The organism is Mesorhizobium sp. RCAM 05099, assembly GCF_059683685.1.
In genome coordinates this window covers 6,984,554-7,011,143 of record NZ_CM185035.1, presented here as the reverse complement: position 1 = coordinate 7,011,143, position 26,590 = coordinate 6,984,554, and the positions used below count along the sequence as shown (strand labels likewise).

Genomic DNA, 26,590 nt, shown 5'->3' with positions numbered 1-26,590 from the left:
GCTTTGCGCAAAGCTCCCGATCTTCGTGGCGCCTGCAAGCCCAAGCATGATCCCGAGAAGTGGGTACCGGTTTTCGGAAAAGATCATGCTCAAACAAACAGATAGAGCCCCATCCCGATCATCGGGATGGAACAGGCTCTAGAATTGGACCGAAGATGAACTATGCCAACTTTCCTCTCGACAAGAGGATGCCATTGCCGAATTCAGACGCAGGAAACGGCGAAGACTTCATCGATATCGAGCGGCTGCTTGGCATGGCCGCACGGCAGGCCAAGGTGGTTGCCGTGTGCGCCATCATCGGTCTTTTCCTGGGCCTGCTCTATCTGCAGACCACGCCGCCCAAATATGTATCGATCAGCAGCGTGCTGATCGACGAGGGATTGAACAAGATCGTCGATGACATCTCGGCGACGTCGACGAGCATGCAGACCGACTCGGCCATCCTGAGCCAGATCGAAATTCTGACGTCGTCGCGGCTCGCCGCCGTGGTCGTCGACAAGCTGAAACTCGACCAGAACGATGCCTTCATGAACCCTCCCGTGTCGGCATTGGCGAAGGGCATCGGCTATGTCAGGGGCATGATCCAGTATGTGCATCCAAGCTCTCCCGCCGGGGCCATGGGCGACATCACCAAGGTCGACGCGGCCACGCGTGAGGCGATGATCGCCACCGCCCGCCGCGACTATGCGATTCTCAAGTTGCAGAGCGAGGTGCGGGCGGAGCGTGTCGGGCGGAGCTTCGTGATCGCCCTCGGCTATCAGGCGACCGATCCGGGACTGGCAAACGCGGTCACCAAGGCCTATGCCGATGCCTATCTCGCCGATCAGCTCGATGCCAGCTTCGACGCTACCGAGCGGGCGGCGGTCTGGCTACAGGGCCGGTTGACGGAATTGCGCGAGAGTTCCCAGGCGGCCTCGCTGGCGGTCGAAAAATTCAGGGCCGACCACGGACTGGCCGCCAACAGCGATGGCCAGCTGATGAGCGACAAGCAGCTCTCGGACCTGAATGCCCAGCTCATCGTGGCGCAGGCCGATACCGCACGCGCCAGTGCCCGCTACCAGCAATACAAGGCGATTATCGACAGCGGTTCGGACAACGCCTTCAAGGATGCCGCCATATCGAGCGATCAGCCGAGCAGCTCGGTCATCGCGGCGCTCAAGACCCGCTACCTCACTGTCTCCAAGCGGCTGCAGGACGTCGAGGCGAATTTCGGCCCCCAGCATCCGCAGGCGCAGGCACTTACCAAGGAGAAGGCCGACATCTCGGCGCAGATTTTCGGCGAGCTCAAGCAGCTGACCGAGAGCTATCGCAACGAGTATGAAGTGGCGCTGGCGCGCGAGACCGCGCTCAGGGCCAATGTCGCGGCGGCGCAGGGCAAGAGCTCCATCGACAACCAGTCGCAAGTCCAGTTGCGTGACCTGGACCAGAAGGCGACGGCGCTCACCACGCTCTATCAGACATTCCTCGGCCGTTACGAGGAAGCCGCGCAGCAGCAATCCTTCCCGGTCGGCAAGATCCGCATCATCTCGGACGCCTCGATGCCGCTCGCCGCGTCAAGCCCGCGTACGATCGTCGTGCTTGGACTTTCGCTCGTGCTTGGCATGCTGATGGGCGCCGGTTTCGGCGGCCTGAATGAATTCAACGAACGCTTCTTCAGGACCGGCGATGATGTGCGCGACCGCGTCGGCCTGAAGTTCCTCGGCTATCTGCCGACGATCGGCGGCAAGCTCGGCAAGGAAGAACAGCCGGGCGAAACCCAGCTGGATGCCAAGACCGCCAAGTCGCTGTCGGCCGCCGAAAGGCGGGCGCGGATGCGGGTCAGCATCGATTCGCCCGCGTCGATGTTCTCCGAAACCTTGCGCAGCGCCAAGATCGCCTTCGACGTCGTGATGGAAGGGCAAGGCAGCCGCGTCATCGGCGTCATCTCGGTCCTTCCCGGCGAGGGCAAGTCGACGGTCGCGGCAAATCTTGCCGGATTGCTTGCCGCCAACGGCGCCAAGACACTGCTGATCGACGGCGATCTGCGCAACCCCGGCCTCAGCCGCGGTCTTGGCATGGAGGCCGAGCAAGGCTTGATGGAAGCGGTGGTGAGCGGCCAGACCTGGCAGTCCGTCGGCAAGATCGACCGGCAGACGAAGCTGGCGATTGTCCCCGCCGTATTGCGCGGTCACTTCTCCCACACGAGCGAACTTCTCTCCTCGGCCGGGATGCGGCGCTTCATCGAGAACGCCAAGGAGACGTTCGAATACATCGTCGTCGATCTGCCGCCGCTCGGACCGGTGGTCGACGCCAAGGCCTTCGCGCCGCTGGTCGATGGTTTCGTGCTCGTCACCGAGTGGGGACGTACGCCGCGCGCGATGGTGCAGTCGCTGCTCAACGCGGAGCCCTATGTCGCCAACAAGATCATCGGGGCGGTGCTGAACAAGGTCGATCTGAAGAAACTGGCCAAATACGGATCGTTCGGAGGTTCGGAAAAGTTCTTCGATAAATATTCGACCTACTATCTGGAAAAATCCGAAGTGCGCAGCAAGGCTGCCGTCTGATGCATGTCGCTCAAAAGCGGCCACGGTTTTTGGGACAACGACATGCATGGCAACAAGACTTGAAGCGCGTCGCATGAACCTGCCTGGACGCGGCGCACTGTGATCAGGAGAAGATCAGCCGGCCCTGCTTGTCGGCGATCCTGACGGCGGTCAGACGTCCGCTCTGGAAGGCGGCGGTGTCGATGCCGAGCCGTCGCCCCTCGAGCCTCGGGATGTCCACCGGCGTATGCCCGTGCACCACCCAGCGGTCGAGCAGGTGCGTTGCCTCGAAGAAATCCGAACGGATGTGAAGCAGGTCCTGGTCGGCCTGCGCCGCGAGGTCGACACCCGGTCTGATGCCGGCGTGGACGAACACGAACTTCCTGGAACGGACCATGATCGGCAGCCCGCGCAGGAAGCTGACGTGATCGGCGGGGATGACCTCCCTTATGCGCTGGTCGATCCGTGCGCTGCTCTCGTAGAGCCGGGCAAGGCGCGCCGGGTCGATGCCGTAGGAAAACAGGGTTTGCAGGCCGCCCGTTGCCAGCCAGGATTCACGGGACAGATATCCGTCGAGATAGTTCAGCATCGCGACTTCGTGGTTGCCCGCAAGGCAGATGCGCTGGAACCCCTTCGGCGGCGGCGCCAGAAAGTGATCGAGCACCCGCGCCGACTGAATCCCCCGGTCGATATAGTCGCCCAGCATGATGATGATCTTGCGGCCCTGGAAACGCAGCGAATCGAGCAGGATCTTCTGCTCCAGCGAGCGGAGCTCCTTGTAGCAGCCATGCACGTCGCCGACCGCGTAGACGACGGTGTCCTGCATGTCGATGTCGAGGCGCGCACGCTGCGCTATACGGGGTTTTCGCTGGAAAAATGTCACGGGAGCAGCGTCTCGATGTCGAAGGCATGCGGTCATGCGCAGGGCATGAATGTCTGCATCATGCCTGAAGCGAAAAACTCCGCAATGGCCGCAAATGCGGTCCCGGCGAATCGCTTGAGCGCCGCGTCGGCGACCGGACCGACCTGCCGACGGATTGCTGTCAGGCTGCCTTGAGACGATAGCGGAAAACGATGTGGTCGAGCATCTGCCGGATGCGCGGCTCGGCCTCTGTCGCCACCAGCCAGCTTGCCGCGATCATGGTCGCGCCGACCGCGATCATCGACAAGAGATGCGGCAGTCCGGCGCGGACCAGGACGCCGAGCATGGCGGCGCCGACGACGTCATGCAGCAGGTAGAGCGGATAGGTCATCAGGCCGATGCGGCGCCAGCCGCTCCAGGACAGATCGAGCCGCAGCGACCACGCCATCAGCGCGATCGCGGTGAGGAAGATGAGGATTGGCGGCGCGAAGGGCATCTGCAGCCCGACCTTCAGCATATGAACGTCGACCGAACTGGCGATCTGCAGGACGCCGCCGCCCAGGAACAGGGCGCAGAAGGCAAGGCGAGTGGCCGTCACCGCCTTGAACCGCATCAGCCACAGAATGACGCCGGTCGCGAAGAAAACGCCGTGATGCACCAAAAGCAGGTCGAGCGAGCGCGTTTCGGCGAGGCCCGACCAGTCGAGCGGATAATAGAGGCACCAGAAAAGCGTGCTGATCAGCCCGATCGCGATGGCCACCACTTCCATCAGATGGAAGCGGCCGAGCAGCAGCAGGGTCCAGACGACAGCATAGAACGCGATCTCGATACCGAGCGTCCAGTAGACGCTGTCGACCCATGGGCCGTAGGGGACAAACAGGCCAGTGCGAACCAGCCTGGTGACCGCATCGGTCGGCCAGCTCAGGCCGACGATCAACAGCACCATTGCGGTGATCGGCGCACAGATCCAGACCGCCGGCGCCAGCCGCTTCACCCTTGCTTCGAAAAAGCGCAGGGGCGTCGACTTCTCGGCGCTGAAGGCGATGACGAAGCCGCTGATGACGAAGAATATCTGGACGCCGACCCAGCCGGATTCGACCCACGCGCCTATTTCCGGATGTGGAGCAATGCCACCCGTGGCCCGCGCCGAAACGCCGTCCGGGAAGGCCCACACCCAGAAGCCATAGTGGTAGACCATGACCAGTACGGCGGCGAGAACCGCAGGATGTCGACGCCGCCAAATGTGATCTTCTGCTGAGCCATGCGAACCTTGTCGATGGCCCCCCGCCATGAACTGTAGGGTGCATTGCTGCATTGCACAATAGAAGTATTGCTTACCGATGCCGGCCACGGCCTTCCGCGTGGCGGCGCCATGCACGCAGATCCGCTGCCAACCCACGCCGGCTGCTCAAAGCCCGATGCCGCGCTCCTTCAGGGCGGCGGTGATCTCGTCGAGAATGACAGGGTCGTCGATGGTCGCCGGCATCGCCCATTCTTCCTTGTCGGCAATCTTCTGCATCGTGCCGCGCAGGATCTTGCCGGAACGCGTCTTCGGCAGGCGCTTGATCGTCACCACCGTCTTGAAGGCGGCGACCGGGCCGATCCGCTCGCGCACCAGCCTCACCACCTCGCTTTCGATGGCGCCGATGTCGCGCGCGACGCCGGCATTGAGCACGACGAAGCCGAGGGGGATTTGGCCTTTCATCTGGTCGGCGATGCCGATGACGGCGCATTCGGCAACGTCCGGATGCGCCGAGAGCACCTCCTCCATGGCGCCGGTCGACAGCCGGTGGCCGGCTACATTGATGATGTCGTCGGTGCGGGCCATGACGAACAGATAGCCGTCCTCGTCCATCATGCCGGCATCGGCCGTCTTGTAGAAGCCGGGGAACTCGTCTAGATAGGCTTGGTGGAAACGCTCGTCCGCATTCCACAGCGTCGGCAGGCAGCCGGCCGGCAGCGGCAGCTTGACCACTACATTGCCCAGCGTGCCGCGCGGCACTTCGTGACCGGCATCGTCGAGCACGCGGATGTCGTAGCCGGGCATCGGCACGCCGGGCGAGCCGTATTTGACCGGCAACAGGCCGAGACCGGCCGGATTGATGGTCATCGGCGAACCGGTCTCGGTCTGCCACCAATGATCGATCACCGGCACGTTCAGCTTCTGCTCCGCCCATTTGATGGTTTCGGGGTCGGCGCGCTCGCCGGCGAGAAACAGCGTACGGAACGTCGAGAGGTCGTATTTGGGAATGAACTCGCCCTTCGGATCCTGCCCCTTTATGGCCCGAAACGCCGTCGGCGCGGTGAACAACGCGACGACGCCGTGTTCGGCGATCACCCGCCAGTAGGTGCCGGCATCGGGGGTGCCGATCGGCTTGCCTTCGAACAGGACGCTGGTGCAGCCATGCAGCAGCGGCCCATAGACGATGTAGGAATGGCCGACCACCCAGCCGACGTCGGAGGCCGCCCAGAACACCTCACCCGGCTTGACGCCGAACTCGTTTTCCATCGTCCACTTCAGCGCGACCATGTGGCCGCCATTGTCGCGCACGATGCCCTTGGGCTGGCCGGTCGTGCCCGATGTGTAGATGATGTAAAGCGGATCGGTGGCCAGCACCGGCACGCAGTCGACATTGGCGCCGGCGGCGCGCTCGCGGGCGACAGCGTCGGCATAGTCGATGTCGAAATGGTCCTTCAACTCGCAGCGCATCTGGTCGCGCTGCAGGATCAGGCAGGCGTCCGGCTTGTGCCTGGAGATCTCGATCGCCTTGTCGAGCAGCGGCTTGTAGGCCACGACACGGCCCGGCTCCAGGCCGCAGGAGGCCGAAATGATCAGCTTCGGCTTGGCGTCGTCGATGCGGGTGGCAAGCTCATGCGAGGCAAAGCCGCCGAAGACAACCGAATGCACGGCGCCGATGCGGGCGCAGGCAAGCATGGCGAAGGCCGCCTCCGGCACCATCGGCATGTAGATGATGACGCGGTCGCCCTTGCCGATTCCGCGGTTCTTCAGCACCGAGGTCAGCGCGACCACCTCGCGCTTCAGCTCGGCATAGGTGAATTTCCTGACCGTTCCGGTGATGGCGCTGTCATGGATAAGCGCGATCTGGTCGGCGCGCCCGCCCGCGACATGGCGGTCGACGGCGTTGAAGCAGGTGTTGCAGGTCGCACCGGTGAACCAGCGTCCGTAGACGCCTGCCGTGGCGTCGAACACCTTGTCATAGGGCGAGTACCAGTCGATGGCGACAGCCGCATCCGCCCAGAACTTTTCCGGATCGCGTTTCCAGCCGTCATAGACCTCGTGATAGCGTGAAGCCATCCGTACCTCCCCAGGAACGTTTTGCCGTCCTTGTGAGTAGCCTATGCTGTTTTTTCCGGCGATGTCTCCTGCATTTTCGTCTGAGCCGGTCTCGTCTTGACCACCGATGCATGGTGTCGTGAGCAGCGCCAGCGCCAGCGCGGGGGATGCAGCGGCAAGGCGCATCATCGGCGTCTCGCCCGATGGCGCCTGTTTCGCCTCGAGCATATGGCCCGATCCTGTTCGGTGGCGTGAAGGTCGATTGGACCTGAGCGGTTCATTGTTTCACGGAAACGCCGAACGGCCCTGTCTCCTCGACCAGACGCTATTCCGGGCGGAAAACGGTTTCACGCTTTTCCTGGGATTGCTCTACAGCGGCAGAGCCATAAGCATCAGGCCAACACCGCCGGCGATCAAAATGGCTGCCGCCAAGGCTTTTCGATGACGTTCGAAGCTCGTCGGAGCCCGCTCCCAATTGTAACGCATACTCTATCTCCCCAAGACCCGCGGCTTCCTTACCTTACTTAGGGGAAGAAAAGCAACGGCCCTGCTCGGACTGCTCACGGATAGCCCACTGCTGCCGCGACTATTTCTGAGACGGTTCCCGTGGAGAGCCGGCGGCGCGATATCGATCCGCAGCAGCGGGCCTCAAGCTGGGCGATGCCAGGGAGGTGGAACTGGTCGACCAATGGACAGCGCCCCACCACCGCGCTATCTCATTTCGGGGTTCGGCATGGCTTGGTGGGTTGGTGATGGAAATTGCCTCTGGAACTGTTTTGCGGCTGGCGGACGACGCCTCGGTTCAGCATGCCGGCGACGGTGCCGTCGTGCTTTTGGCACGCAGCGGCCAGCTCTATACGTGCAACGGCACGACAGAGGCCTTTCTCGACAAGGTCGATGGCGCACGCAGTCTCGACCAGATCGTCGACCTGCTTTGCGAGGAATTCGAGGTCGACAAGGGCACGCTTGATCAGGACATGGCGGCGCTGGCCACTGATCTGGTCTCGGAAGGTATCCTCGCCGCCCCAGGCGCTTGATGGGTACCGCTTGATGGCTAAAGGTACCGCATGATGGCTGACGGTCCTCTCCTGCGCGCCCTGTTTCGCTGCCATCTCTGGGCGAGCGCGCGGCTGCTGCCGGTCCTGGTTGGCAACCGCAGCTTCGAGGACGTGCTCAAATGGGCGCCGCTCGCCTCGTCGACGCCCTATCGCGGCTTGCCGTCCGCCTACGTCGTCGCCAGCGTCAACCGCACCTTGCGCCATCCCCGGCTGATGCGCGACCGCAGATGCCTGAGGGAGGGTCTGCTCGGCCATCGATTCCTGTGCCTCGCCGGCTTCGATCCGGACCTCCGCTTCGGAGTTGACCCGAAATCGATGCAGGCGCCGCGCCTGTCGGCGCATTGCTGGGTCTGCCTCGACGGCAGGCCGGTGGTCAGTGACAGCCTTCCCGGCATGGTCGAGATCTATCGCCACCATGCCGATGCCACAAAGGTGCGTCCCGCTTGACCAGACCTTCAGCGTGCTATGGCCTCAACGGCCAGATCCTCGGCATATCAGCCGAGGCTCCCGATCTGTGGCGGGACTTCGACAGGATGCTCGCCAGCCTGCGTATCACAGGTCCGGTCGAGCCGGATTTTCGCCTTGATATTATCGCGGCCGAGGTCCTGGACGAGGCACCGGATGGATCTCTCGTCTTCGATGGCGAAATCCCGGAGGATGGCTATTGCCGGATGATCGAGGACGGTGGCACCGTCCATCTCGTCTTTCCCGAACGCCAGACTGTGTCGATCAATGGTGAGGAAGGCTGGGCCAAAATCCGGATTCGCCCCGGTGCGAAAGCCGCCTGGACGCCATCGATGCTGGTGCTCGACGCCGCGCTCGACGCCGGCGGCCAGCATATGCTGCACACCGCGGGCCTGACGCTGCCGGACCAAGACGCCGTCGTGTTGATCCACGCCCCGAGCGGCACCGGCAAGACCACGACGTCGCTGGCGCTGGCAACGCAAGGCTTCGGCCTTTGCTCCGACGATGCCATGATCCTGGGCGCGGCAGCCGCTAGGCCCGTTGCCTGGGGGCTGCCGCGCCACGTCAAGATCCACCAGAAGACCGCGCGGATGATCCCGCAGGTGTCGCCATGCCTCGGTCCGTCATGGGACCGCAACGGCGAACAAGCCGTCTCGCTGGAGCGGTTGAGCGAGATTGTACGAATCGAAAGCCCGACCGCGAGGCCGGTGGCGGCACTTCTCCACCTCGCGCGGTCCGCCGACGGCCAGACCCGGCTTGTGCCCATGGCCGGGACCGACGCGATGGTGGCGCTGGCGATGGACAATGTCCGCACCGGCATGACCGGTTTGCTGCCGCTGCAGAAACGCCGGCTGGCGATGATCGCCGGGCTGGTTTCTTCGGTGCCGACCTTCAGGCATCCGGCCGACGCTGCGGCGCTGACCAGCGATGCCCTGAGGGCACGGGACTGACCGAGCCGGTCAGGCGGCGGCGTGCGGTCTGGCTCTGGCCAGCCGCTGGATCCATCGGAAGGCATCGCGGCGCAGCCGCGAGCCGATCTTGTCCCTGGAATTGACGCCGAGCAGCGTGTTCGTGGTGATCAGCCGTCTCGCCAGTCGTATCGACAGGTCGGGCTTGATCCGGCCCGCGAGTTCTAGCGCGCGCTGTTCGTCGAACAACCGGCCGGTCACATTGAGCACAATCGCCAGTTCAAGCTCGATGCCGGTCATGCGGGCAGCGTCGAGCAGGCGGGCTTCCGATTCCGGCGACCGCAGCGCACGCACGCCTTGCAGCACGTCGACGCAAAGCTGCAGCCGGTGGAACTTGTGCCCTCCGGCGGCGTGCACGATGGCGATCGTCAAAAGCGCGGCCGGTGTGTCTGACGCCTCGCCGTCGATGACGCGCAGTTCCTTGAACCCCAGCGACAGGCGCCGCCGCATGCCGGTATCATGCACCAGGTCACCATGCAGTTCGATCAGCAGGCTCGAATTCTCCTTTTCGAGCCATTTGAATTCCTGCAGCGCATAGGATTCGGCCTCGTTGCTGCCAAGCTCGAAGCCACATGCCGCGATCACCTGGTTTGCCCGCGACAGGTTGGCGGGTTCGACGAGGATGTCGATGTCGGTGAAAGGCCTGTCGGAAATGTTGCGGTAGAGCTTTCGCGCGAAGACCGGTCCCTTGACGATCCGCGCCGGAATGTCTTCCGCGGCGAGGCCCTTCATGATGCGGTCGCCATGGTACTGCAGCAGCATCGACTGGCCGGTGGCGATCGTCGCCTTCTGACGCAGGTCGTCAAGCTTCGCCCGGAAGCCGGAGTCCGGTGACAGATGCGCGTCTCCACGCTCCTGCAGCTTGCGCAGCATGATCGGCAGGACGCCATGGAATTCGGCGTTGTCGAGCAGCGCCGTCAGCGTCCTTGCCGACAGATCTTCCCCGACTGCCGCGACCTCCGGATCGGCGTAGCGTAGCAAGAGCTTTTCTTCGGCGGAGGTGAGGGATGGCAGCATCAACCCGGACAATGTTGCGGATGAGGGGATTGTCCAGGATGGTTGCAGAAAAGCCCGGCTGAAGCCAGCGCTCTGGTCATTTGCTTTACGCAATTCCGGACGGAAAACCGTTACACGCTTTTCCTGGAATTGCTCTACATGCCCCAGCGCAATGCCGCCGTATGGACGGGCGCATCCCACCAGCCGGTCGTCTCGTCATCGAGCATGGCCAGCGTGATCGAGCAGCCGGCCATGTCGAGTGAAGTGACATAGGTGCCGACCAGCGAGCGGGTTATCGTCACGCCGTGCTTCTCGAAAATCCGGCGGGCGCTGTTGTACATCAGGTAGAGTTCCATCTGCGGCGTGCCGCCGAAGCCGTTGACGAACAGCAGCGCCGGACCTTTCGCCCTGTCGCCCAGATCGCCCAGGATCGCCGCGCATATCTCCTCGGTAATGGTATCGGCACTCTTCAATGTGTCGCGCCGCCTTCCGGGCTCGCCGTGGATGCCGACGCCGAATTCCATCTCGCCATCGCCGATGTCGAAGGTTGGCTTGCCGGCGGCCGGCACCGTGCAACTGGTCAGCGCCACGCCCATCGAGCGGGTCACGCCGTTGACGCGATCGCCCAGCGCCTTCAGCAGTGGCAAGGCCATGCCATGCTCGGCGGCCGCGCCGACGATCTTCTCGACCACCAGCGTGCCGGCAACGCCGCGTCGGCCGGTCGTATAGGACGAGTTCTCGACGGCGACATCGTCATTGGTGACCACCTGCAGGACGCCTTCCGACATTTCGGCCGCCATGTCGAAATTCATCACGTCGCCTTCGTAGTTCTTGACGATGAACAGGCAGCCGGCGCCGGTGTCGACGGCCTCCGCCGCCGCCAGCATCTGGTCCGGCGTCGGCGAGGTGAACACCTGGCCGGGGCAGGCTGCGTCCAGCATGCCGTGGCCGACAAAGCCCCCATGCAGCGGCTCGTGGCCGGAGCCGCCACCGGAGATCAGCGCCACCTTGCCCGGCCGCAAGGTCTTGCGGCGGACGAATTTGTGCCCGTCGCCGAGCACGAGGATGTCGGCGTGGGCGGAAACGAAACCATCGAGGCTCTCGGTCAGCACCGTGTCCACCGAATTGATAAATTTCTTCACGGTCGTCTCCTCCCGAAATAGGCGATCAGCTGCCTTTGCCGGTGATGCTGGTGATCTTCTGGATGAAATCATTGACCGCCCTGTCGAGCGCGGCGTTCTGCTTGTCGTCGCCGAAATCCGGCACGATCAGCGAAACATGCCGCGTCTTGCGCATGCCCGCCGCGACAGACATCTTGCCCGGATGCGCCTGGTGATAGGCGGCGAGAAACTGATCGCGCTCGGCCGGGCTGAAATGGCAGACGGAGAAGATAGAAGGCAAATGTTTCGACGGGATCGGGATCGAGTAGGCCGGGCTTGAAATCTGCGTGACGAAACTGCGGTGCTTGCCAAGCGCGTCGGCAAGGCGCTGGCGCATGCCGGAAGGCCGCTGGTCGATGACCTGGGACAGGATCGTCTTGTAGGCGCGGATCGCCTCTTCGGAACCGGGTTCAGGTGTCTTGTCGACCATGCCAGCCGAGCCTAGACCGAAACGTCCGCGATGGCCGCCTTGGCCATGGCGAGTTGAGCCGGAGCGACGGAAAGATCGCGCAGGCCGGCGTCGAGCAGGGACGGGATCGAGGCGGTATCGCCGCCAGCGTCACCGCACAGGCTGACCGGGATTCCTTCGCGCTGGCCAAACGCGGTCACACCAGCGACAAGCCGCAGCACCGCCGGATGGCGGACTGAATTGAGATGCGCCACGGCAGCGTTGTCGCGGGCGGCCGCCATGACATACTGGGTGAGGTCATTGGAGCCGATCGAGAAGAAGGCGGCATCAGTAAAGGCCTCCGGCACGATCGCCACCGACGGCACCTCGACCATGATGCCAAGCGGCGGCATTTCATGCGCGATGCCACGCGCGGCCAGCGTTGCCTGCTCCTCGGCGAACATTGCCGCGGCCTGCCTGTATTCCTCCACAACGGCGATCATCGGGAACATCACTTTCAGGCTGCCGTGGACAGCGGCGCGCAGCAGCGCACGGATTTGTACACGAAACACCTCGGGCCGCGCCAGCGACAGCCTGATCCCGCGCAGGCCGAGGAACGGATTGCCTTCCTCGACGGTGAAGCCAGGCACCGGCTTGTCGCCGCCGGCATCGACGGTGCGGATCGTCACCGGCTTTTTACCGGCCCATTCCAGCACCTTGCGATAGGCGCGGTACTGCGTGTCCTCGTCCGGCAGCGTCCTGCCGAACAGGAATTCGGTGCGCATCAGCCCGACACCGTCGCAGGTCGCGATATCGATGCCGTCGACATCGGACGGGTCGGCGATGTTGACCTGCACGCGCACCGCCGTGCCGGTCTTGGTCATCGCCGGCCGGGCCAGGAAAGTCCCAGCCAGGTCGCGGCGCGCCGCGAATGATGAGGACGATTGGCGAAAGGCGTCGATCTCGGCCCTCGAGGGCGACAGCACGATCCCGCCATGCTCGGCGTCGAGCAGCGCCGTGCCGGCAAGTTTGGCTGGCGGAGCGCCAAGGCCAACCACCCCAAGCCCGACAACCATCGGCACGCCACGCGAACGCGCCAGCATGGCGACATGGCTCGCCGTGCTGCCTGCCTTCAGCGCGATGCCGCCACCGCAACTCCAGTCGGTTTCGAGAAAACGTGTCGGCGCGATGTCATCGCCGTAGAGAATGGCGCCGGCCGGTGCCTGGATGTCGCCATCCTCGGTCAGTGCCCGCAGCACCTGGTCCCTGATGTCGCGGATGTCGGCCGCACGCGCCCGGAAATAATCCTGGTCAGACGTCTCATAGCCGGCGATTTCCGCGTCGAGTGCCCGGCGCCAGGCCAAATCGGCGGCCGTGCCCTCGGCAATGTGCGAAAAAGCCGGGCCGGTCAGTGCATCGTCCGTGAGCATCGCGAGCTGGAACTCGAGAATGTCGGCGGCATCGCCTTCGCTCGCCGCGATCAGCGCGGCGAGCCGGCCGGTCGCTGCGCTTATCGCTGTCTGGAGCGCGGCTCTCTCTTCAGCGACTGTTGCCTTGCCGACATAGGATGCGGCACTCCGGTCGAGGTCGAACAGCGGACCCTCGGCATAACCGGCCGAGGCCGAAATGCCCTGCAGCCTATGCGGTCCGGACATGGTCCGCGCCTTCGTCGAAATCGCGCCGCACCAGTTCGACCAGCGCGTCGACGGCATTATCGGCGCCATCGCCGCTGGCCCTGATATGCAGCACCGTGCCCTTCGGCGCCTTGGCCGCCATCACCTTGACGATGCTCTTGGCGTCGAACCATGGCCCGTTGGTCGCAAGCGCTATTTCCACGTCGGCGGCAAAGGTCTTGGCAAGCTTGGTGAACTTCACCGAAGGACGCGCGTGCAGACCCACCTCGTGGGTGATCAGGACGCTCGCTTCGGCGGATGCGGACATGTTTTCAAAATTCCCGTTCGCTCACGACGGCGACAATTCATGCGCCGTCGCCACCACTTCCTTCAGCGAGGCGCCGCCGGAAGCCTCGGTCGCGGCCATCACCGCGCCTTCGACGATCGGCGCGTTGCAGACGATGATCTTCTGCGAACGCGGCTCGCCGATCATCTCGACCGCCATTTCGCTGTTGGTCTCCGCACCGCCGAGATCGACCAGGATGGCGACCCCGGCTTCGGACCAGGCCTTGTCGATGGCACCCATGATCGCCTCGACATTGGTGCCGAGCCCGCCATGGCCGTTTCCGCCGCACCATGCAAGCGGCACTTCGTCGCCCACCATCTGCCGCACCATGTCGGCCGTGCCCTCGGCGACCAGCGGCGAATGCGAGACGATGACGATACCGACATTGCTCATGCGCTTTCCCCAAGGGTTTTCGCCACTGTCCACACCAGCAGCGCGGTTGAGCGTGCGCCGGCGTCCATATGACCGATCGAACGGTCGCCGAGGAACGAAGCGCGGCCACGCAGGGCCTTCATCGGCACGGTTGCCTCGGCCGCCGCGTCGGCGATAACGGCGATTTCAGAGGGGGCTTTTCCCCGCAGCAAAGCGTCATGCACGGGCTGCAGCACGTCGAGCATTGTCTTCTGTCCAACCTGCGACTTGCCTCGCGCCGCCACCGCTTCGATGGCCTTGCCAAAAGCCGCCGTCAGATTGGCGCGATCGGGCGCGCCGGAAATCTCCTTGCCGAGCGCCATGAAAAGGGTGCCGAACAAGGGACCTGAAGCGCCGCCGACCGTCATCACCAGCTTGGTGCCAATCGCCCTCAGGGCCTCGGGCAGCGGCTTGGCCGAAAACGCTTCCGCCTCGCCACGCACGGCCTCGAAGCCACGCTTCATGTTCAGCCCGTGGTCGCCGTCGCCGATCGCCTGGTCGAGCGCCGTCAACTCCTCGGCATGAGCGGCAATCGTGTCCGCGGCGGCCGTGATCAGCCTGGAAAGGTTCAACCCCGCCATGTCGCGCAAATTCCCGGTTTCCATCCCGCCGGCAGTATCGAAAGAACTGTCGCTCGACAACTGAAGCATGCGTCAGGCCGCTGCATGCAGTGCGGCCAAGGCCGCGAAGACCTCGGCCACGGCATGAGCCCCGGGGTCGACCACGCCGTGCAGCTTGCTGCCGACATAGGCTGACCGCCCGGCCTTCGCCTTGTCCATCGCGGCGGTGGCCTCGGCGCCGCGTCGGGCCGCGGTTGCCGCTTCCTCCAGCCCCTTGGCGTGGAGCGCTTTGAGCGCGGGCTCCAGGGCATCGACCATGGTGCGATCGCCAATTCTCGCCCCGCCGTAGAAGGTCATCCGTTCGAGGCCCGCAAGCAGTGCCTTGGCCATGCTGGCACCGCCGTCCAGGGCCTGCGCCGCCGCCGTGAAGAAGATCGACAGCAGCACGCCGCTGGAGCCGCCCATGGATGCGCTCAGAATGTCGCCGACCGCGCCAAGGGTTGCGGCGGGGTCGGCAAGCGGCAGTGTATCCAGCCGGTCGAGGACACTGCGCGCGCCGGTCGCCACCGTCGAGCCGGTGTCGCCATCGCCGGCCTTGGCGTCCAGCCCGTTCAAAGTGGTTTCGAGCGAGATCAGCCTTTCGCAGATGGTGACCACAAGGCGCCTGCTGCGTGCATCTTGGCTGGGCTTGCTGGCCGCGCTTTCGGTGGCGGGTTTCGCCAGCGGCATGACGGAAGGCGCGACAACGGTCTTTGCCGGCATCCAGGCGTGCGGGCCGACGGGCGCGCGCAATGCCGCCTCGCGCGCTGCATCGAGCCGGATGAGCGACAGCGAGAAGCCGTTCATGTTGAGCGCCGTCATCAGCGGTCCAGGGCCGATCGTCAGCTTGACCGTCCGAGCGAGCGGCGAGGCAAGCACGGCATTGGCGACAAGCGACATTTCGAGCGGCGGTACGGAACCGAGATTGTTGATCAGCAGGGCATAGCCGGCTTTCGGGTCGAGCCCCGCCGCGAGGCGCTCCGCCATGATCGCGACCAGCCTGTCGACGCTTTGCACGGCGATGCGCTCGACACCCGGTTCGCCGTGAATGCCGAGACCGAGTTCGCCATCGTCCGCGCCAAACCTGTCTTCATGAGGTTGGCCCGGGATCGAACAGGACGACAGCGACATGCCGAGCGAAACGATGTCCGCTGCGGCGGCCCGCGCCGCCGCCGCGACGTCGGCCAGATCGTGGCCGGCTTCCGACAGGTGGCCTGATATCTTGTGCACGAACAAGGTGCCGGCAACGCCGCGCGGCTGGTTGATATCCGGCAAGGCGATGTCGTCCGCGACGATCACCATCTCGACACGAAAACCCTCGGCGCGCGCCTTCTCGGCGGCGAGGCCGAAATTGAGGCGGTCGCCGGTATAGTTCTTGACGATCAGCAGGCAGCCGGCCGGGCCGGTGACCGCGCGAATGGCTGCCAGCACCGCCTCCACGCTGGGCGAAGCGAAGATCTCGCCCGAGACCGCCGCCGTCAGCATCCCCTTGCCGACGAAGCCGGCATGCGACGGCTCGTGCCCGGCGCCGCCGCCTGAAACGACGCTGACTCTCGTCTTGTCCCAATCGGCGCGCAGGATGACCTTGATCTCGGGATAGCCGTCCAGACGCGCGAGGTCGCCTGCGCCAATTGTCCTCAGGAGGCCATCCAGCGCCTCCGTCACGATCGTTTCCCTGCGATTGAAAAAGTGCTTCATCGAATTCGTCCAGTCTATCAGCAATCGTCAATCAGAGCGTGCGTTGACCCTTGGCAGGGAACACCGAAAACCGTTCACATCAGCCTTTGTCCGTCGGCACCAAAATAGAGCGGCGACCGGTAGCGGATCACCACTTTGTCGCCCTGTGCCAGATCCGTGTCGGGATCGGTCAGCGTCACCAGCTTCCTGGAACCCACCGTCACATGCAGGTGGTTCTGGTCGCCGAGATGCTCGACCCAGTCGACAACGCCGTCGGCATGGCCATTCATCGCCTTCTCGATAGAGAGATGTTCGGTGCGCGCGCCGATCGTCATGGTTCCCGCTGGTGTCCCACCATCCGGCAGCAGACCGGCCGGCAGCAGATTGATCGCCGGCTGGCCGAGTCGCGCAGCGACATGCAGGTTTGCCGGCTCGGAATAGATCGTCCTCGGTGTGCCGATCTGCACCAGCACGCCATCGGCGAGGATGCCGATGCGATCGGCCATGGTCATCGCCTCGATCTGGTCATGCGTGACATAGAGCATGGTGGCGCCGAGTTCGGACTGGATGCGCTTCAGTTCGAGCCGCAGATCAGCGCGCAGCTTGGCGTCGAGCGACGACAGCGGCTCGTCCATCAGATAGATGGCCGGCTTGCGCACCAAGGCGCGACCGATGGCGACGCGCTGCATTTCGCCGCCAGAAAGTTTGGTCGAGCGGTTGGCGAGCTTGTGATGGATGCGCACCATCTTCGCCACCTCCTCGACCCGGCGGCGGATCTGGTCTTCCGGCATTTTTCGCGCTGGCGAACGCAGCGGGAAGGCAAGATTGTCGAACACCGACAGATGCGGATAGAGCGAATATTGCTGGAACACGAAGGCGGTGTCGCGCTCGGCCGGCGACAGCGTCGTGGCATCGTGGCCGCCAATGCGAATTGCGCCGGCGTCCGGCCGCTCCAGTCCGGCGATCAGCCGCAGCGTCGTCGTCTTGCCGGCCCCGGTCGGCCCAAGCAGCACGACGAATTCACCGTCTGATATATGCAGGTCGAGATCGTTGACGGCGACATGGTCGCCGAAGCTCTTGGTCACGTTTCTGATGTGCACGTCAGCCATGCTGCGCCCTCCGCTGCGAGGCCACATCGTGGATCGCGGTTCTCACCGCGCGACCGGAGCTTTTCTCGAACAGCGACAGGCGGGCGCTGCTCAGCGTCAGGCCGACATGATCGCCGGTGGCGAGGCGGATCTCCGCCGGCACGCGTGCCTTGATGATGCCATCCGCCGTCTCCACCGCGACGATCTGCGTGGTGCCGAGATATTCGGTGCCGTAGATGGCGCCGCGCAGCTTGGAGGCATCGTCGAAGCGGATGTGTTCCGGCCGGATGCCGAGCGCCATGTCGGCCGGCGCGATATCCTCACGCACTTCCGGCACCGCGACCTTCGCGCCCTGGACGACGATCTCCCTGGCGCCCTTTGCCAATCCGCCGCCAAATCCCAAGAAATTCATCGGCGGCGAGCCGATGAAGTCGGCGACGAACATGGTTGCCGGACGATCGTATATCTCACGCGGCGTGCCGAACTGTTCGATGACGCCATGGTTCATCACCGCGATCTTGTCGGCCATCGACATCGCTTCCATCTGGTCATGCGTGACATAGACGGTGGTGGCGTGGATGCGGTTGTGCAACTCGCGCAACTCATGGACCATCAAATCGCGGAATTCGGTATCAAGGGTCCCCAGCGGTTCATCCATCAGGAAGCACTTTGGCCGCCGCACGATGGCGCGGCCGAGCGCCACCCGCTGACGGTCGCCGCCGGCGAGGCCGGAGACGGATTTGTTGAGCAGATGGTCGATGCGCAACAGCTTCGCCGTCTCCTCGACCCGGGTGCGGATCTCGGCCGAAGGCATGCCTTGCGCCAGCAAGGGGAAGCCGATGTTCTTGCGCACGTTCATGTGCGGATAGAGCGCGAACAGCTGGAAGACGAAAGCGATGTCGCGCTCGCGGGCGCGGCGCATGGTGACGTCCTCGCCGCCAAGCAGGATCTCGCCGCCCGTCGGCAATTCGAGCCCGGCGATCATGCGCAGTGTCGTCGTCTTGCCGCAGCCCGAAGGCCCGAGCATGACGAAGAACTCGCCGTCCTCGACGACGAAGTTGGAATCCTGCACGGCGACGAAATCGCCGAAGGCCTTTCTCAGATGCTGAACACGGATCTCGGCCATCACCTACTCCGGAAATTTCGAGACGATGATGAACATCACGGTGCCGGCGAGCATGGTGATGAAGGAATAGGTGTAGAGCGACAGCGCGAAGGGCTGGAACAGCATCAGGAAGCCGATGGCGATCAGCGCCGTCGCGATGTTTTCCATCAGGCCGCGCCTGGCCCAGGCCGGCCAGCGCGATTTGCTTTTTACTGGATTGGTCATGCTCATTTGCGCACCGCGCCGAAGGTGATGCCGCGCAGCAATTGCTTGCGAAGCAGGATGGTGAAAACCAGGATCGGCACCAGGAAGATCGTCGTGCCGGCAGCCACGGCCGGCCAGTCCTGGCCGCCTTCGCCGATGATGGTCGGGATGAACGGTGGCGCGGTCTGCGCCGTGCCGGAGGTCAACAGAGCAGCGAACGCATATTCGTTCCAGGCGAAGATCAGGCAGAAGATGGCGGTCGCGGCGATGCCGGTCGTCGCCTGCGGCAGCACGGTGCGCCAGAAGGCCTGCAGCCGCGTATAGCCGTCGATCATCGCCGCTTCCTCATATTCGCGCGGGATCTCGTCGATGAAGCCTTTGAGCAGCCACACCGCCAGCGACACGTTGACCGCCGTGTAGAGCAGGATCATGCCGAGTGCGGTGTCCGACAGGCCAAGCTCGCGGTACATCAGGTAGATCGGAATGGCGACGGCGATCGGCGGCATCATGCGCGTCGACAGGATGAAGAACAGAAGGTCGTCGGCCAGCGGCACCTTGAAGCGCGAGAAGCCGTAGGCCGACAGCGTGCCGAGGAAGACGGCACAGAAGGTCGAGCCGAAGGCGATGATCAGCGAGTTGACGAAGCGCGGCACGAAGTTGGACGGGCCGGCGATGACCATGTTGCGCTTGCGCGTGGTCTCGTCGCAGAAGCTCGTCGCCGGGCCCAGCGAGTTGATGTATTCCGGTGTCTGCCGCGTCCGCGTCGTGAACAAATTGCAGTAACCTTCGAGGCTCGGCTGGAACAGGATCTTGGGCGGATAGGCGATCGAGTCCGGCGGCGTCTTGAAGCTGGTGGCGAAGATCCACAGCAACGGCACGATCGAGATCAGCGCGTAGGCGATGATGATCGCGCCCGCGATCCGCTTCGAATTCGCAGACGGTGCGACGACCGAATGGGCGGTGGTCAGGCTCATCTCTGCTTCACCTTGTTGAGCGCCTTGACGTAGATGTTGGCCAGCCCGAACACCGCGACGAACAGGATGATGGCGAAGGCCGAGGAATAGCCGGTGCGCCAGCTCTCGAAAGCCTGTCGCTTCAGCGTGATCGAGGCGACCTCGGTGGTCGAGCCCGGTCCACCGCCGGTCAACAGATTGACCATGTCGAACATCTTGAAATTCTCGATGCCGCGAAACAGCACCGCCAGCATGATGAAGGGCAGCGCCATCGGCAGCGTGATCGACCAGAACTGCCGCCAGTTGGAGGCGCGGTCGACCTCGGCCGCCTCATAGATGTATTCGGGGATGGAGCGCAGGCCGGCGAGGCAGATCAGCATCACGTAAGGCGTCCACATCCAGGTGTCGACGATGATGATCGACCACGGCGCCAGCGAGACGTTGGAGAGCATCTGGATGTTTGTCGGCGGAATGCCTGACACGAAGGAGATGGCATAGGCGAACAGGCCGATCTGCGGTTCGTAGAGGAAGCGCCAGAAATTGCCCACCACCGCCGGCGACAGCATCATCGGCACCAGGATCAGCGTCGTCCAGAAGGCATGGCCACGGAATTTCCTGTCGATCAACCAGGCCAGCGTGAAGCCGATCAGCGTCTGTAACAGGATGGTCCAGAACACGAAATGCGCCGTCGTCTGCATCGCGATCCAGATGTCCTGGTCGCCGAGGATGCGCTGATAATTGGCGAAGCCGAGATTCTTCACCACCTCGTTGGGGCGGTTGGCGCGGTAATTGGTGAACGACAGATAGATCGCCCAGAACAGCGGAAAGATGTTGATGGCGAGCAGCAGCAGGATCGTTGGCGAGATGAATAGCCAGGCGAGCCCCTTGTCGCTGATGCCCCGGACCCTGCGGGCCAACGGCTCCGGGGTCGCCCGGGCAACGTTCTCCGCGGTCCGATTGAGCATGGTCAGTCCTGCTTCGGTCACTTGGGTCGTCTCTGTCATGAATTTATCTGAACTGCGTCCCGTGCCAAGGGCGGCACGGGACGCTTCGGCCTAGCTCGGGAGGAGCCGGTTACATCTTGCCATCGTCCTGGAAGACCTGGGTCCAGTCCTTGACCAGGCCGTCGAGCGCATCCTTGGCCGAACCCTGGCCGGCGACGACATAGTCATGGAAGCGCTTCTGCGACGCCTGCAGCAGCGGCGCGTAGCTCGGTTCGGCCCAGAAGTCCTTCACGATGGCCATCGAGTCGAGGAAGGTCTGCGCGTAGGGTTGGCTGGCCGGGAACTTCGGATCCTTCACCACCGCGTTGAGACAGGAATACCCGCCGAGCGACCACCATTTGGCCTGGACGTCCTTGTTGGCGAACCACTTGATGTATTTCAGCGCCGATTCCTGCTTGTCGGAATAGGACACTACCGAGATACCCTGGCCGCCGAGCTGGGCGAACTGGTCGCCGTCAGGCCCCTTGGGATTGACGAAGTAACCGATCTTGTCGCCGCCGACATTCTCGTCCTTCTGCAGGCCCGGCCACGTGAAGGCGAAGTTCATGTGCATCGCCACCTGGCCGGATTTGAAGGCATCGACGCCTTCGCCCATGTAGCTGTTCGAGGCGCCCGGCGGGGTGCAGCAATCATAGAGCGCCTTGTAGAACTCGAGGCCCTTCACCGACTTGTCGGAGTTGACGTAGCCTTCCATCTCGTAGGGCTTCTTGGGGTTCTCGTACTGGAAGCCGTAGCTGTAGAGCACGTCCATGGCGCCCATGGTGATGCCTTCCGAGCCGCGCTCGGTGTAGATCGAGGCGCCATAGACGGTCTTTCCGTCGATCTGCCGCTTCTGGAAGAATTCGGCGATCTGCTTCAACTGGTCGAAGGTCGCCGGCGGGCCGAGATCCCAGCCGTATTTCTCCTTGAATTCCTTCTGCAGTTCCGGCTTGGAGAACCAGTCCTTGCGATAGGTCCAGCCGACGACGTCGCCCATTGCCGGCAGCGCCCAGTAGTTCGGCGTGTTCTTCGGCCATTCCGAATAGCCGACGACGGTTGCCGGCACGAAGTCGTCCATGCTGATCTTCTCCTTGTCGAAGAAATCGTTCAGCTTGACATAGTGGCCGTTCTCGGCGGCGCCGCCGATCCACTGGCTGTCGCCGATGATCAGGTCGCACAGCTTGCCGTGCGAGTTCAGCTCGTTGAGGAAGCGATCGGCATAGTTGGTCCACGGCACGAATTCGAATTTCATGCCGATGCCGGTTTCCTTGGTGAAGTCCTTGGACAGTTCGACAAGCGCGTTGGCCGGGTCCCAGGCGGCCCAGCACAGCGTCAGGTCTTCAGCGTGCGCGACGTTCGAAACCGCTGTCGACGCAACCATCGCCGAGGCCAGTCCCAACGCCATTTTCAAGCTCGATTTCATGCCTTCCTCCCATTTGCGAAACGCGCCCGGATGACGGTTTCAAGAGCCCTCAACCCCTCTCCTCAGGGGCCTAAACACGGCGGCGCCGGAGCGCGGCAGATGTTTAGTAATTTGTTTAGTGATCCATTTTTTACTAAACAACGCAAGCAAATTCGTTGCTGCGCCGCAGCATCCCGCGCCGGTGTCTGAAAACGTTGGGAAAAGCGCGGACCGCCGGTCAGGTCCGTGCGGAGCATGGAAGCCGTGCAGGCTGATCTCGAGCAGACCCGAACGTCCCTTCGTCTCAGTCGACCCGTCTGGTGCTGACCATCACCGGCCGGATCATCGGCGCTGGCGGCAGCAGGGCGCGGATGTCGGCGAAGGGAAATACCGGCTCGAAACGGAAGGCTTCGGCCAACGAACCCTGCGCGCCATTGCACTGGCCGGAACGAAAGGCGTTCTGCGTCCGGGCGGCGTCGACGAAACGCTCCGGGTCCTGCGACTGGTGCATGCGGATCGCCTTGGCCTTGACGGCGGCATGCGCGGAAATATCGACATAATGTGTCGGCGAAAAACCGGTGCCGCCGAGCGTGTCGGCATGCAGCACCGGAACGGCGAACGAGGCGGCGATGCGCACGCCATCCGACAGCGCGCGGTGGTCGCCGTGATAGTCGTTCGGCGCGTGCGTGATCGCGAGATCCGGGCCGATCTCGCCGATCAGCGTCGTCAGCGCCGCGATGAGTGCCGCGTCGGCCACCAGCCCGCCATCCGGGAAGTCGAGGAAGCGTGGCGTGGCACCAAGCAGGGCCGCCGCTTGGGCCGCCTCCTGCCGGCGTGCCCGGGCAAGCGCGCCTGGATCACCCTTGCCGCCCTTGGCGCCATCCGTGGCTATGGCGAAAGTGAGTTCTGCGCCTTGCGCGGCATAGGCCGCCATCGTACCGAACATGAAGATCTCGATGTCGTCCGGATGCGCGCCGAGAGCCAGTATTTTCACGCTACTCTCTCCCCGGAAATGGAAAAACGTGACGAACGGAATCCTGCTCGCCCTGATCGCCTACGCAAGCTATTCGGGCAGCGACGCCGTTGTCAAAAGCCTCGGGGGACAATTCACGGTCTTCGAGATCGGCTTCTTCTCGACCTTGTTTGCCGGCTGTTTTCTCTTCTTCGCGCGGCCGGCGCACGAGCGCTGGCGTGATTTCTGGCGCACCAGTCGCCCCTGGGCGGTGCAGGCCCGCGCCTGGGCGGGCATCGCCTCCGGCGTGCTTAGCGTCTACGCCTTCACCACCATTCCGCTGGCGGAGGTCTATGCACTGGTCTTCCTGGCGCCGCTCTGCGTCACCATCCTCTCCACGGTCATCCTCAAGGAAAAGGTCGGGCCGTGGCGCTGGCTGGCGGTGGTCGCCGGCTTCGCCGGCGTCATGCTGGTGGTGCGCCCGGGCTTTCGCGAGCTGAATCTCGGCCACCTTGCCGCCTTCGGCGTTGCCTTCCTCGCCGCGACCAGCGTCATCCTGATGCGCTCGCTCGCGCAGCAGGAAAAGCGCACGACCATGCTGGGCGTGCTGATCGGCTATGGGCTGCTGTTCAACGGTATCGGTGCCGCCGCCACGTCCTTCACGGTTCCCGACGGAAAACAGCTTATGTGGCTGGTGATGGCAGGCGCCTTCACCGCCTGTGGACAATTGCTGCAGTTGCTGGCCGTCAAATACGCGCCCGCCAACCGGGTCGCGCCGACGCATTATTCACAGATTGTCTGGGCGGTGATCCTCGGTGCGTTGTTCTTCCAGGAGTATCCTGACTGGCTGTCCCTGGTCGGTCTCGCGGTCGTCGGCGGCTCCGGCCTGCTGACCATGGTGCGCGAGGAAGCGCGGCTGGGCACGGTGCGCTGGAATCCGTTTTCCCGGACCCGGCTTTGAACCGGCCACGATGCCATGAGTTGCACGGCCACCGCGACCGCTGATATGCGGGCGAGGCGGGCCTGCCGCGATTGGATGAACGCATTCCTGGACCGATGACGACAAACCCCTTGCCGGAGCTTCCGGTATCCGCCGTGCTGCCGGCTCTGAGTGAAGCGCTTGGCCGTGGCAACAGCGCTGTGCTGGTGGCGCCGCCGGGCGCCGGCAAGACAACGCTGGTGCCGCTGGCGCTGCTCGACGCGCCGTGGCTGGGTGTCGGCAAGATCGTTTTGCTCGAACCGCGCCGGCTCGCCGCCCGCGCCGCCGCCCGCCGCATGGCCGAACTCATCGGCGAGGAACCCGGCGCCACCGTCGGCTACGCCATGCGCATGGAAAACCGCACCTCGGCCCGCACAAGAATTCTCGTCGTCACCGAAGGCGTGCTGGCGCGCATGATCCTCGACGATCCCGAACTGCCCGGTGTCTCGGCGGTGATCTTCGACGAATTCCACGAGCGTTCGCTCGATGGCGATTTCGGCCTCGCTCTGGCGCTCGACGTGCAAGGGGCGCTGCGGCCGGATCTGCGGCTGCTGGTGATGTCGGCGACGCTCGATGGCGCGCGTGTCGCGAAACTGCTGTCGGGCGCGCCGGTGATCGAGAGCGAGGGCCGCGCCTTCCCTGTCGATGTCCGTTACGACGAACGGCCGGCCGGCGCCACCATCGAGGACGCCATGGCCAAGGCGATCCGCTCGGCGCTTGCCGACGAGAGCGGCAGCGTGCTCGCCTTCCTGCCCGGCCAGCGCGAGATCGAGCGCACCGCCGAGCGGCTGGCGGGCAAGGTCGGGGCCGGCACCGACATCGTGCCGCTCTACGGCATGCTCGACGGCAAGGCGCAGGACGCGGCGATCAAGCCGGCGCCGGTCGGTCGCCGCAAGGTGGTGCTGGCCACCTCGATCGCCGAGACGTCGATCACCATCGACGGCGTGCGCGTCGTCATCGATTCCGGCCTGTCGCGGCTGCCGCGCTACGAGCCGGCCAGCGGCCTCACCCGGCTGGAAACCGTGCGCGTCAGCAAGGCTTCGGCCGACCAGCGCGCCGGCCGTGCCGGGCGCACGCAAGCTGGCGTCGCCATCCGGCTGTGGCGCGCCGAGCAGACGGCTGCACTGCCCGCCTTCACGCCGCCGGAGATCCTCGAGGCCGACCTCTCCGGCCTGCTGCTCGACTGTGCCGCCTTCGGCGTCGCCGATCCGACGGCGCTCGCCTTCCTCGATCCGCCGCCGGCTCCGGCGCTCAACGAGGCAAGGGCGCTGCTGCGCGCGCTGGATGCCGTCGACGAGGCGGGACGTCTGACGGAAGCGGGCATGGCGATGCGCAAACTCGCCCTGCCCGTGCGGCTGGCGCACATGGTTGCCGAGGCAGCCCGCAGCGGCCATGCCGACGAGGCGGCCATGCTTGCCGTGCTGCTCACCGAGCGTGGGCTTGGCGGCGAAGGTGCCGATCTCGAACGGCGGCTGATGCGGTTTCGATCCGAGCGATCGCCGCGTGCGACCGCCGCGCGGCAGCTCGCCGAGCGGCTGGCGAGACAGGCGGGCGGTGCCGGGAACAGCGAAGCCGTTTCAGCCGGCCTCCTGCTTGTTCACGCCTGGCCTGACCGGGTGGCGAAGGCCCGCGGCGAGCGCGGCCGCTTCGTGCTGGCCAACGGCTCCGGCGCCATGCTCGACGCCGCCGACCCGCTGGCGGGCGAGCCGTTTCTGGTCGTCGCCGATTTGCAGGGCAAGGCGCAGAATGCCCGTATCACGGCAGCCGCCGCAATCAGCGAGGACGATATCCGCGCCACGCTGGCGGACGGGATCGAGACCCGCAGGCAAACCACCTTCGACCGCGAGAAACGCGCCGTGCGGGTGCGCGAAACGGTGCGCCTCGGCGCCATCACGCTCGCAGAGCGCATGCTGCCGCCACCGACCGGCGCTGAGGCCGACCGTGCCATAACAGACGCCTTGCGCGAACATGGGCTGTCGCTTCTGACCTGGAGCAAGGAGGCTGAGACGCTGCGGCAAAGGCTCGGCTGGTTGCATCGCGGCCTCGGCGCGCCTTGGCCCGATGTTTCCGACGCCGCACTTGTCGAACGCCTGGACGACTGGCTGCTGCCATTCCTCTCCGGCGCCGCGTCGTTCTCAGCCATCAATTCAGGCACGCTTTCTTCCGGCCTCCTGGCGCTCGTGCCACACGACTTGCAGCGCAGGATCGACACGCTGGCGCCCACCCATTTCGATGTCCCGTCGGGCAGCCATGTGCCGATCCGCTATGAAGGCGAATGGCCGGTGCTGGCGGTTCGCGTGCAGGAACTGTTCGGCCTCGACCGCCATCCTGCCATCGCCAACGGCACCGTGCCGCTGACGCTTGAACTCCTGTCGCCGGCGCACCGGCCGATCCAGACGACACGCGACCTGCCCGGTTTCTGGCGTGGCTCCTGGGCCGACGTGCGCGCCGACATGCGCGGCCGCTACCCCCGGCATGTCTGGCCGGAAAACCCGTTGCTCGTCGCCGCCACCAGCCGCGCCAAGCCGCGGGGGACCTAGCGTTCCTGGCCCTGCGGCTGTAAT

Annotated in this window: 25 protein-coding genes; 7 read left to right on the top strand and 18 right to left on the bottom strand. The window is 64.4% G+C overall.

The annotated features are described in order from the left end of the window. Positions 1–155 precede the first annotated feature (155 nt). Positions 156–2,543, top strand: a complete 2,388-nt coding sequence (locus AC56QQ_RS34655) for a polysaccharide biosynthesis tyrosine autokinase (RefSeq protein WP_497125029.1) — start codon at positions 156–158, stop codon at positions 2,541–2,543. A 103-nt stretch (positions 2,544–2,646) separates the two neighbouring features. Here the strand turns inward: AC56QQ_RS34655 and AC56QQ_RS34650 are convergent, their stop codons facing one another. The 3 genes from AC56QQ_RS34650 to AC56QQ_RS34640 all read right to left on the bottom strand — a co-directional run bounded on the left by AC56QQ_RS34650 (position 2,647) and on the right by AC56QQ_RS34640 (position 6,700). Next, positions 2,647–3,405 (bottom strand): metallophosphoesterase family protein, encoded by a 759-nt coding sequence (locus AC56QQ_RS34650; RefSeq protein ID WP_497125028.1) that lies wholly within the window; start codon positions 3,403–3,405, stop codon positions 2,647–2,649. Between the two features lie 160 nt (positions 3,406–3,565). Next, positions 3,566–4,582, bottom strand: coding sequence for an acyltransferase family protein (locus tag AC56QQ_RS34645; protein WP_497125027.1), 1,017 nt, complete (start codon positions 4,580–4,582; stop codon positions 3,566–3,568). A 210-nt stretch (positions 4,583–4,792) separates the two neighbouring features. Then, the gene (locus AC56QQ_RS34640) at positions 4,793–6,700 is read right to left on the bottom strand and encodes a propionyl-CoA synthetase (RefSeq protein ID WP_497125026.1); all 1,908 of its coding nucleotides are present in this window, start codon (positions 6,698–6,700) and stop codon (positions 4,793–4,795) included. A 118-nt stretch (positions 6,701–6,818) separates the two neighbouring features. On the opposite strand from AC56QQ_RS34640, the gene AC56QQ_RS34635 reads away from it, so the two are divergent. From AC56QQ_RS34635 to AC56QQ_RS34620, 4 genes are all read left to right on the top strand, one after another. Continuing rightward, the gene (locus tag AC56QQ_RS34635) at positions 6,819–7,124 is read left to right on the top strand and encodes a hypothetical protein (protein WP_497125025.1); all 306 of its coding nucleotides are present in this window, start codon (positions 6,819–6,821) and stop codon (positions 7,122–7,124) included. Positions 7,125–7,431: 307 nt separating this feature from the next. Then, positions 7,432–7,716 carry a PqqD family protein gene (locus tag AC56QQ_RS34630; RefSeq protein ID WP_269908005.1) on the top strand — a complete coding sequence of 95 codons (285 nt, stop codon included), beginning with the start codon at positions 7,432–7,434 and terminating at the stop codon, positions 7,714–7,716. A gap of 33 nt (positions 7,717–7,749) precedes the next feature. Next, positions 7,750–8,184, top strand: a complete 435-nt coding sequence (locus AC56QQ_RS34625) for a lasso peptide biosynthesis B2 protein (RefSeq protein WP_497125024.1) — start codon at positions 7,750–7,752, stop codon at positions 8,182–8,184. Next, positions 8,181–9,152, top strand: coding sequence for a serine kinase (locus AC56QQ_RS34620; RefSeq protein WP_497125023.1), 972 nt, complete (start codon positions 8,181–8,183; stop codon positions 9,150–9,152). Before AC56QQ_RS34625 ends, AC56QQ_RS34620 begins: the two co-directional genes overlap by 4 nt. A gap of 9 nt (positions 9,153–9,161) precedes the next feature. Here AC56QQ_RS34620 and AC56QQ_RS34615 read toward each other — a convergent pair whose 3' ends face one another. The 15 genes from AC56QQ_RS34615 to AC56QQ_RS34545 form a co-directional block, all read right to left on the bottom strand. Beyond that, a complete protein-coding gene (locus AC56QQ_RS34615) occupies positions 9,162–10,187 on the bottom strand; it encodes a nucleotidyltransferase family protein (protein WP_497125022.1) in 1,026 nt (341 codons plus the stop codon). A 134-nt stretch (positions 10,188–10,321) separates the two neighbouring features. Further along, positions 10,322–11,308, bottom strand: coding sequence for a dihydroxyacetone kinase subunit DhaK (dhaK, locus tag AC56QQ_RS34610; protein ID WP_497125021.1), 987 nt, complete (start codon positions 11,306–11,308; stop codon positions 10,322–10,324). 25 nt (positions 11,309–11,333) lie between these two features. After that, on the bottom strand, positions 11,334–11,756 hold the full coding sequence (locus AC56QQ_RS34605) for a hypothetical protein (protein ID WP_489859136.1): 423 nt from the start codon (positions 11,754–11,756) through the stop codon (positions 11,334–11,336). 11 nt (positions 11,757–11,767) lie between these two features. After that, complete coding sequence (gene ptsP, locus AC56QQ_RS34600; protein ID WP_497125020.1) at positions 11,768–13,369, bottom strand: phosphoenolpyruvate--protein phosphotransferase; 1,602 nt, start codon at positions 13,367–13,369, stop codon at positions 11,768–11,770. Further along, on the bottom strand, positions 13,353–13,655 hold the full coding sequence (locus tag AC56QQ_RS34595) for an HPr family phosphocarrier protein (protein WP_497125019.1): 303 nt from the start codon (positions 13,653–13,655) through the stop codon (positions 13,353–13,355). Before AC56QQ_RS34595 ends, ptsP begins: the two co-directional genes overlap by 17 nt. A gap of 21 nt (positions 13,656–13,676) precedes the next feature. Then, entirely contained in the window at positions 13,677–14,066 is a 390-nt protein-coding gene (dhaM, locus tag AC56QQ_RS34590; protein WP_027040441.1) for a dihydroxyacetone kinase phosphoryl donor subunit DhaM, read from the bottom strand. Then, positions 14,063–14,665: a dihydroxyacetone kinase subunit DhaL gene (gene dhaL, locus AC56QQ_RS34585; RefSeq protein ID WP_497125017.1), complete on the bottom strand. Its 603-nt coding sequence runs from the start codon at positions 14,663–14,665 to the stop codon at positions 14,063–14,065. Before dhaL ends, dhaM begins: the two co-directional genes overlap by 4 nt. 72 nt (positions 14,666–14,737) lie before the next feature. Continuing rightward, a complete protein-coding gene (locus AC56QQ_RS34580) occupies positions 14,738–16,381 on the bottom strand; it encodes a dihydroxyacetone kinase subunit DhaK (protein WP_497125015.1) in 1,644 nt (547 codons plus the stop codon). A gap of 74 nt (positions 16,382–16,455) precedes the next feature. Beyond that, complete coding sequence (locus AC56QQ_RS34575; protein ID WP_497125014.1) at positions 16,456–17,469, bottom strand: ABC transporter ATP-binding protein; 1,014 nt, start codon at positions 17,467–17,469, stop codon at positions 16,456–16,458. Then, positions 17,462–18,574, bottom strand: a complete 1,113-nt coding sequence (locus tag AC56QQ_RS34570) for an ABC transporter ATP-binding protein (RefSeq protein ID WP_489859142.1) — start codon at positions 18,572–18,574, stop codon at positions 17,462–17,464. The genes AC56QQ_RS34575 and AC56QQ_RS34570 overlap by 8 nt, the downstream gene beginning before the upstream one ends. Before the next feature lie 3 nt (positions 18,575–18,577). Next, on the bottom strand, positions 18,578–18,778 hold the full coding sequence (locus AC56QQ_RS34565; protein ID WP_497125012.1) for a hypothetical protein: 201 nt from the start codon (positions 18,776–18,778) through the stop codon (positions 18,578–18,580). Positions 18,779–18,780: 2 nt separating this feature from the next. Then, positions 18,781–19,731 carry a carbohydrate ABC transporter permease gene (locus AC56QQ_RS34560; protein WP_256749110.1) on the bottom strand — a complete coding sequence of 317 codons (951 nt, stop codon included), beginning with the start codon at positions 19,729–19,731 and terminating at the stop codon, positions 18,781–18,783. After that, entirely contained in the window at positions 19,728–20,675 is a 948-nt protein-coding gene (locus AC56QQ_RS34555) for a carbohydrate ABC transporter permease (RefSeq protein ID WP_497129236.1), read from the bottom strand. The genes AC56QQ_RS34560 and AC56QQ_RS34555 overlap by 4 nt, the downstream gene beginning before the upstream one ends. Before the next feature lie 109 nt (positions 20,676–20,784). Then, the gene (locus tag AC56QQ_RS34550; RefSeq protein WP_091580678.1) at positions 20,785–22,116 is read right to left on the bottom strand and encodes an ABC transporter substrate-binding protein; all 1,332 of its coding nucleotides are present in this window, start codon (positions 22,114–22,116) and stop codon (positions 20,785–20,787) included. 283 nt (positions 22,117–22,399) lie between these two features. Then, complete coding sequence (locus tag AC56QQ_RS34545) at positions 22,400–23,089, bottom strand: PIG-L deacetylase family protein (RefSeq protein ID WP_489859143.1); 690 nt, start codon at positions 23,087–23,089, stop codon at positions 22,400–22,402. Positions 23,090–23,117: 28 nt separating this feature from the next. Here AC56QQ_RS34545 and AC56QQ_RS34540 point away from each other — a divergent pair, with 28 nt between their 5' ends. Together AC56QQ_RS34540 and hrpB are read left to right on the top strand one after the other, a co-directional pair. Next, positions 23,118–24,008 (top strand): DMT family transporter, encoded by an 891-nt coding sequence (locus AC56QQ_RS34540; protein ID WP_497125011.1) that lies wholly within the window; start codon positions 23,118–23,120, stop codon positions 24,006–24,008. Between the two features lie 95 nt (positions 24,009–24,103). Continuing rightward, a complete protein-coding gene (gene hrpB / locus AC56QQ_RS34535; RefSeq protein ID WP_497125009.1) occupies positions 24,104–26,566 on the top strand; it encodes an ATP-dependent helicase HrpB in 2,463 nt (820 codons plus the stop codon). Positions 26,567–26,590: the final 24 nt, after the last annotated feature.

Excerpts from the sequence above, each read along its gene's own strand:
- AC56QQ_RS34605 (WP_489859136.1), bottom strand. The coding sequence starts at position 11,756 with ATGGTCGACAAGACACCTGAACCCGGTTCCGAAGAGGCGATCCGCGCC.
- AC56QQ_RS34625 (WP_497125024.1), top strand. The coding sequence starts at position 7,750 with ATGGCTGACGGTCCTCTCCTGCGCGCCCTGTTTCGCTGCCATCTCTGG.
- hrpB (WP_497125009.1), top strand. The coding sequence starts at position 24,104 with ATGACGACAAACCCCTTGCCGGAGCTTCCGGTATCCGCCGTGCTGCCG.
- AC56QQ_RS34560 (WP_256749110.1), bottom strand. The coding sequence starts at position 19,731 with ATGAGCCTGACCACCGCCCATTCGGTCGTCGCACCGTCTGCGAATTCG.
- AC56QQ_RS34645 (WP_497125027.1), bottom strand. The coding sequence starts at position 4,582 with ATGGTCTACCACTATGGCTTCTGGGTGTGGGCCTTCCCGGACGGCGTT.
- dhaL (WP_497125017.1), bottom strand. The coding sequence starts at position 14,665 with ATGGCGGGGTTGAACCTTTCCAGGCTGATCACGGCCGCCGCGGACACG.
- dhaM (WP_027040441.1), bottom strand. The coding sequence starts at position 14,066 with ATGAGCAATGTCGGTATCGTCATCGTCTCGCATTCGCCGCTGGTCGCC.
- AC56QQ_RS34575 (WP_497125014.1), bottom strand. The coding sequence starts at position 17,469 with ATGGCTGACGTGCACATCAGAAACGTGACCAAGAGCTTCGGCGACCAT.
- AC56QQ_RS34640 (WP_497125026.1), bottom strand. The coding sequence starts at position 6,700 with ATGGCTTCACGCTATCACGAGGTCTATGACGGCTGGAAACGCGATCCG.
- AC56QQ_RS34615 (WP_497125022.1), bottom strand. The coding sequence starts at position 10,187 with ATGCTGCCATCCCTCACCTCCGCCGAAGAAAAGCTCTTGCTACGCTAC.
- AC56QQ_RS34595 (WP_497125019.1), bottom strand. The coding sequence starts at position 13,655 with ATGTCCGCATCCGCCGAAGCGAGCGTCCTGATCACCCACGAGGTGGGT.
- AC56QQ_RS34570 (WP_489859142.1), bottom strand. The coding sequence starts at position 18,574 with ATGGCCGAGATCCGTGTTCAGCATCTGAGAAAGGCCTTCGGCGATTTC.
- AC56QQ_RS34550 (WP_091580678.1), bottom strand. The coding sequence starts at position 22,116 with ATGAAATCGAGCTTGAAAATGGCGTTGGGACTGGCCTCGGCGATGGTT.
- ptsP (WP_497125020.1), bottom strand. The coding sequence starts at position 13,369 with ATGTCCGGACCGCATAGGCTGCAGGGCATTTCGGCCTCGGCCGGTTAT.
- AC56QQ_RS34630 (WP_269908005.1), top strand. The coding sequence starts at position 7,432 with ATGGAAATTGCCTCTGGAACTGTTTTGCGGCTGGCGGACGACGCCTCG.
- AC56QQ_RS34565 (WP_497125012.1), bottom strand. The coding sequence starts at position 18,778 with ATGACCAATCCAGTAAAAAGCAAATCGCGCTGGCCGGCCTGGGCCAGG.
- AC56QQ_RS34555 (WP_497129236.1), bottom strand. The coding sequence starts at position 20,675 with ATGCTCAATCGGACCGCGGAGAACGTTGCCCGGGCGACCCCGGAGCCG.
- AC56QQ_RS34655 (WP_497125029.1), top strand. The coding sequence starts at position 156 with ATGAACTATGCCAACTTTCCTCTCGACAAGAGGATGCCATTGCCGAAT.
- AC56QQ_RS34580 (WP_497125015.1), bottom strand. The coding sequence starts at position 16,381 with ATGAAGCACTTTTTCAATCGCAGGGAAACGATCGTGACGGAGGCGCTG.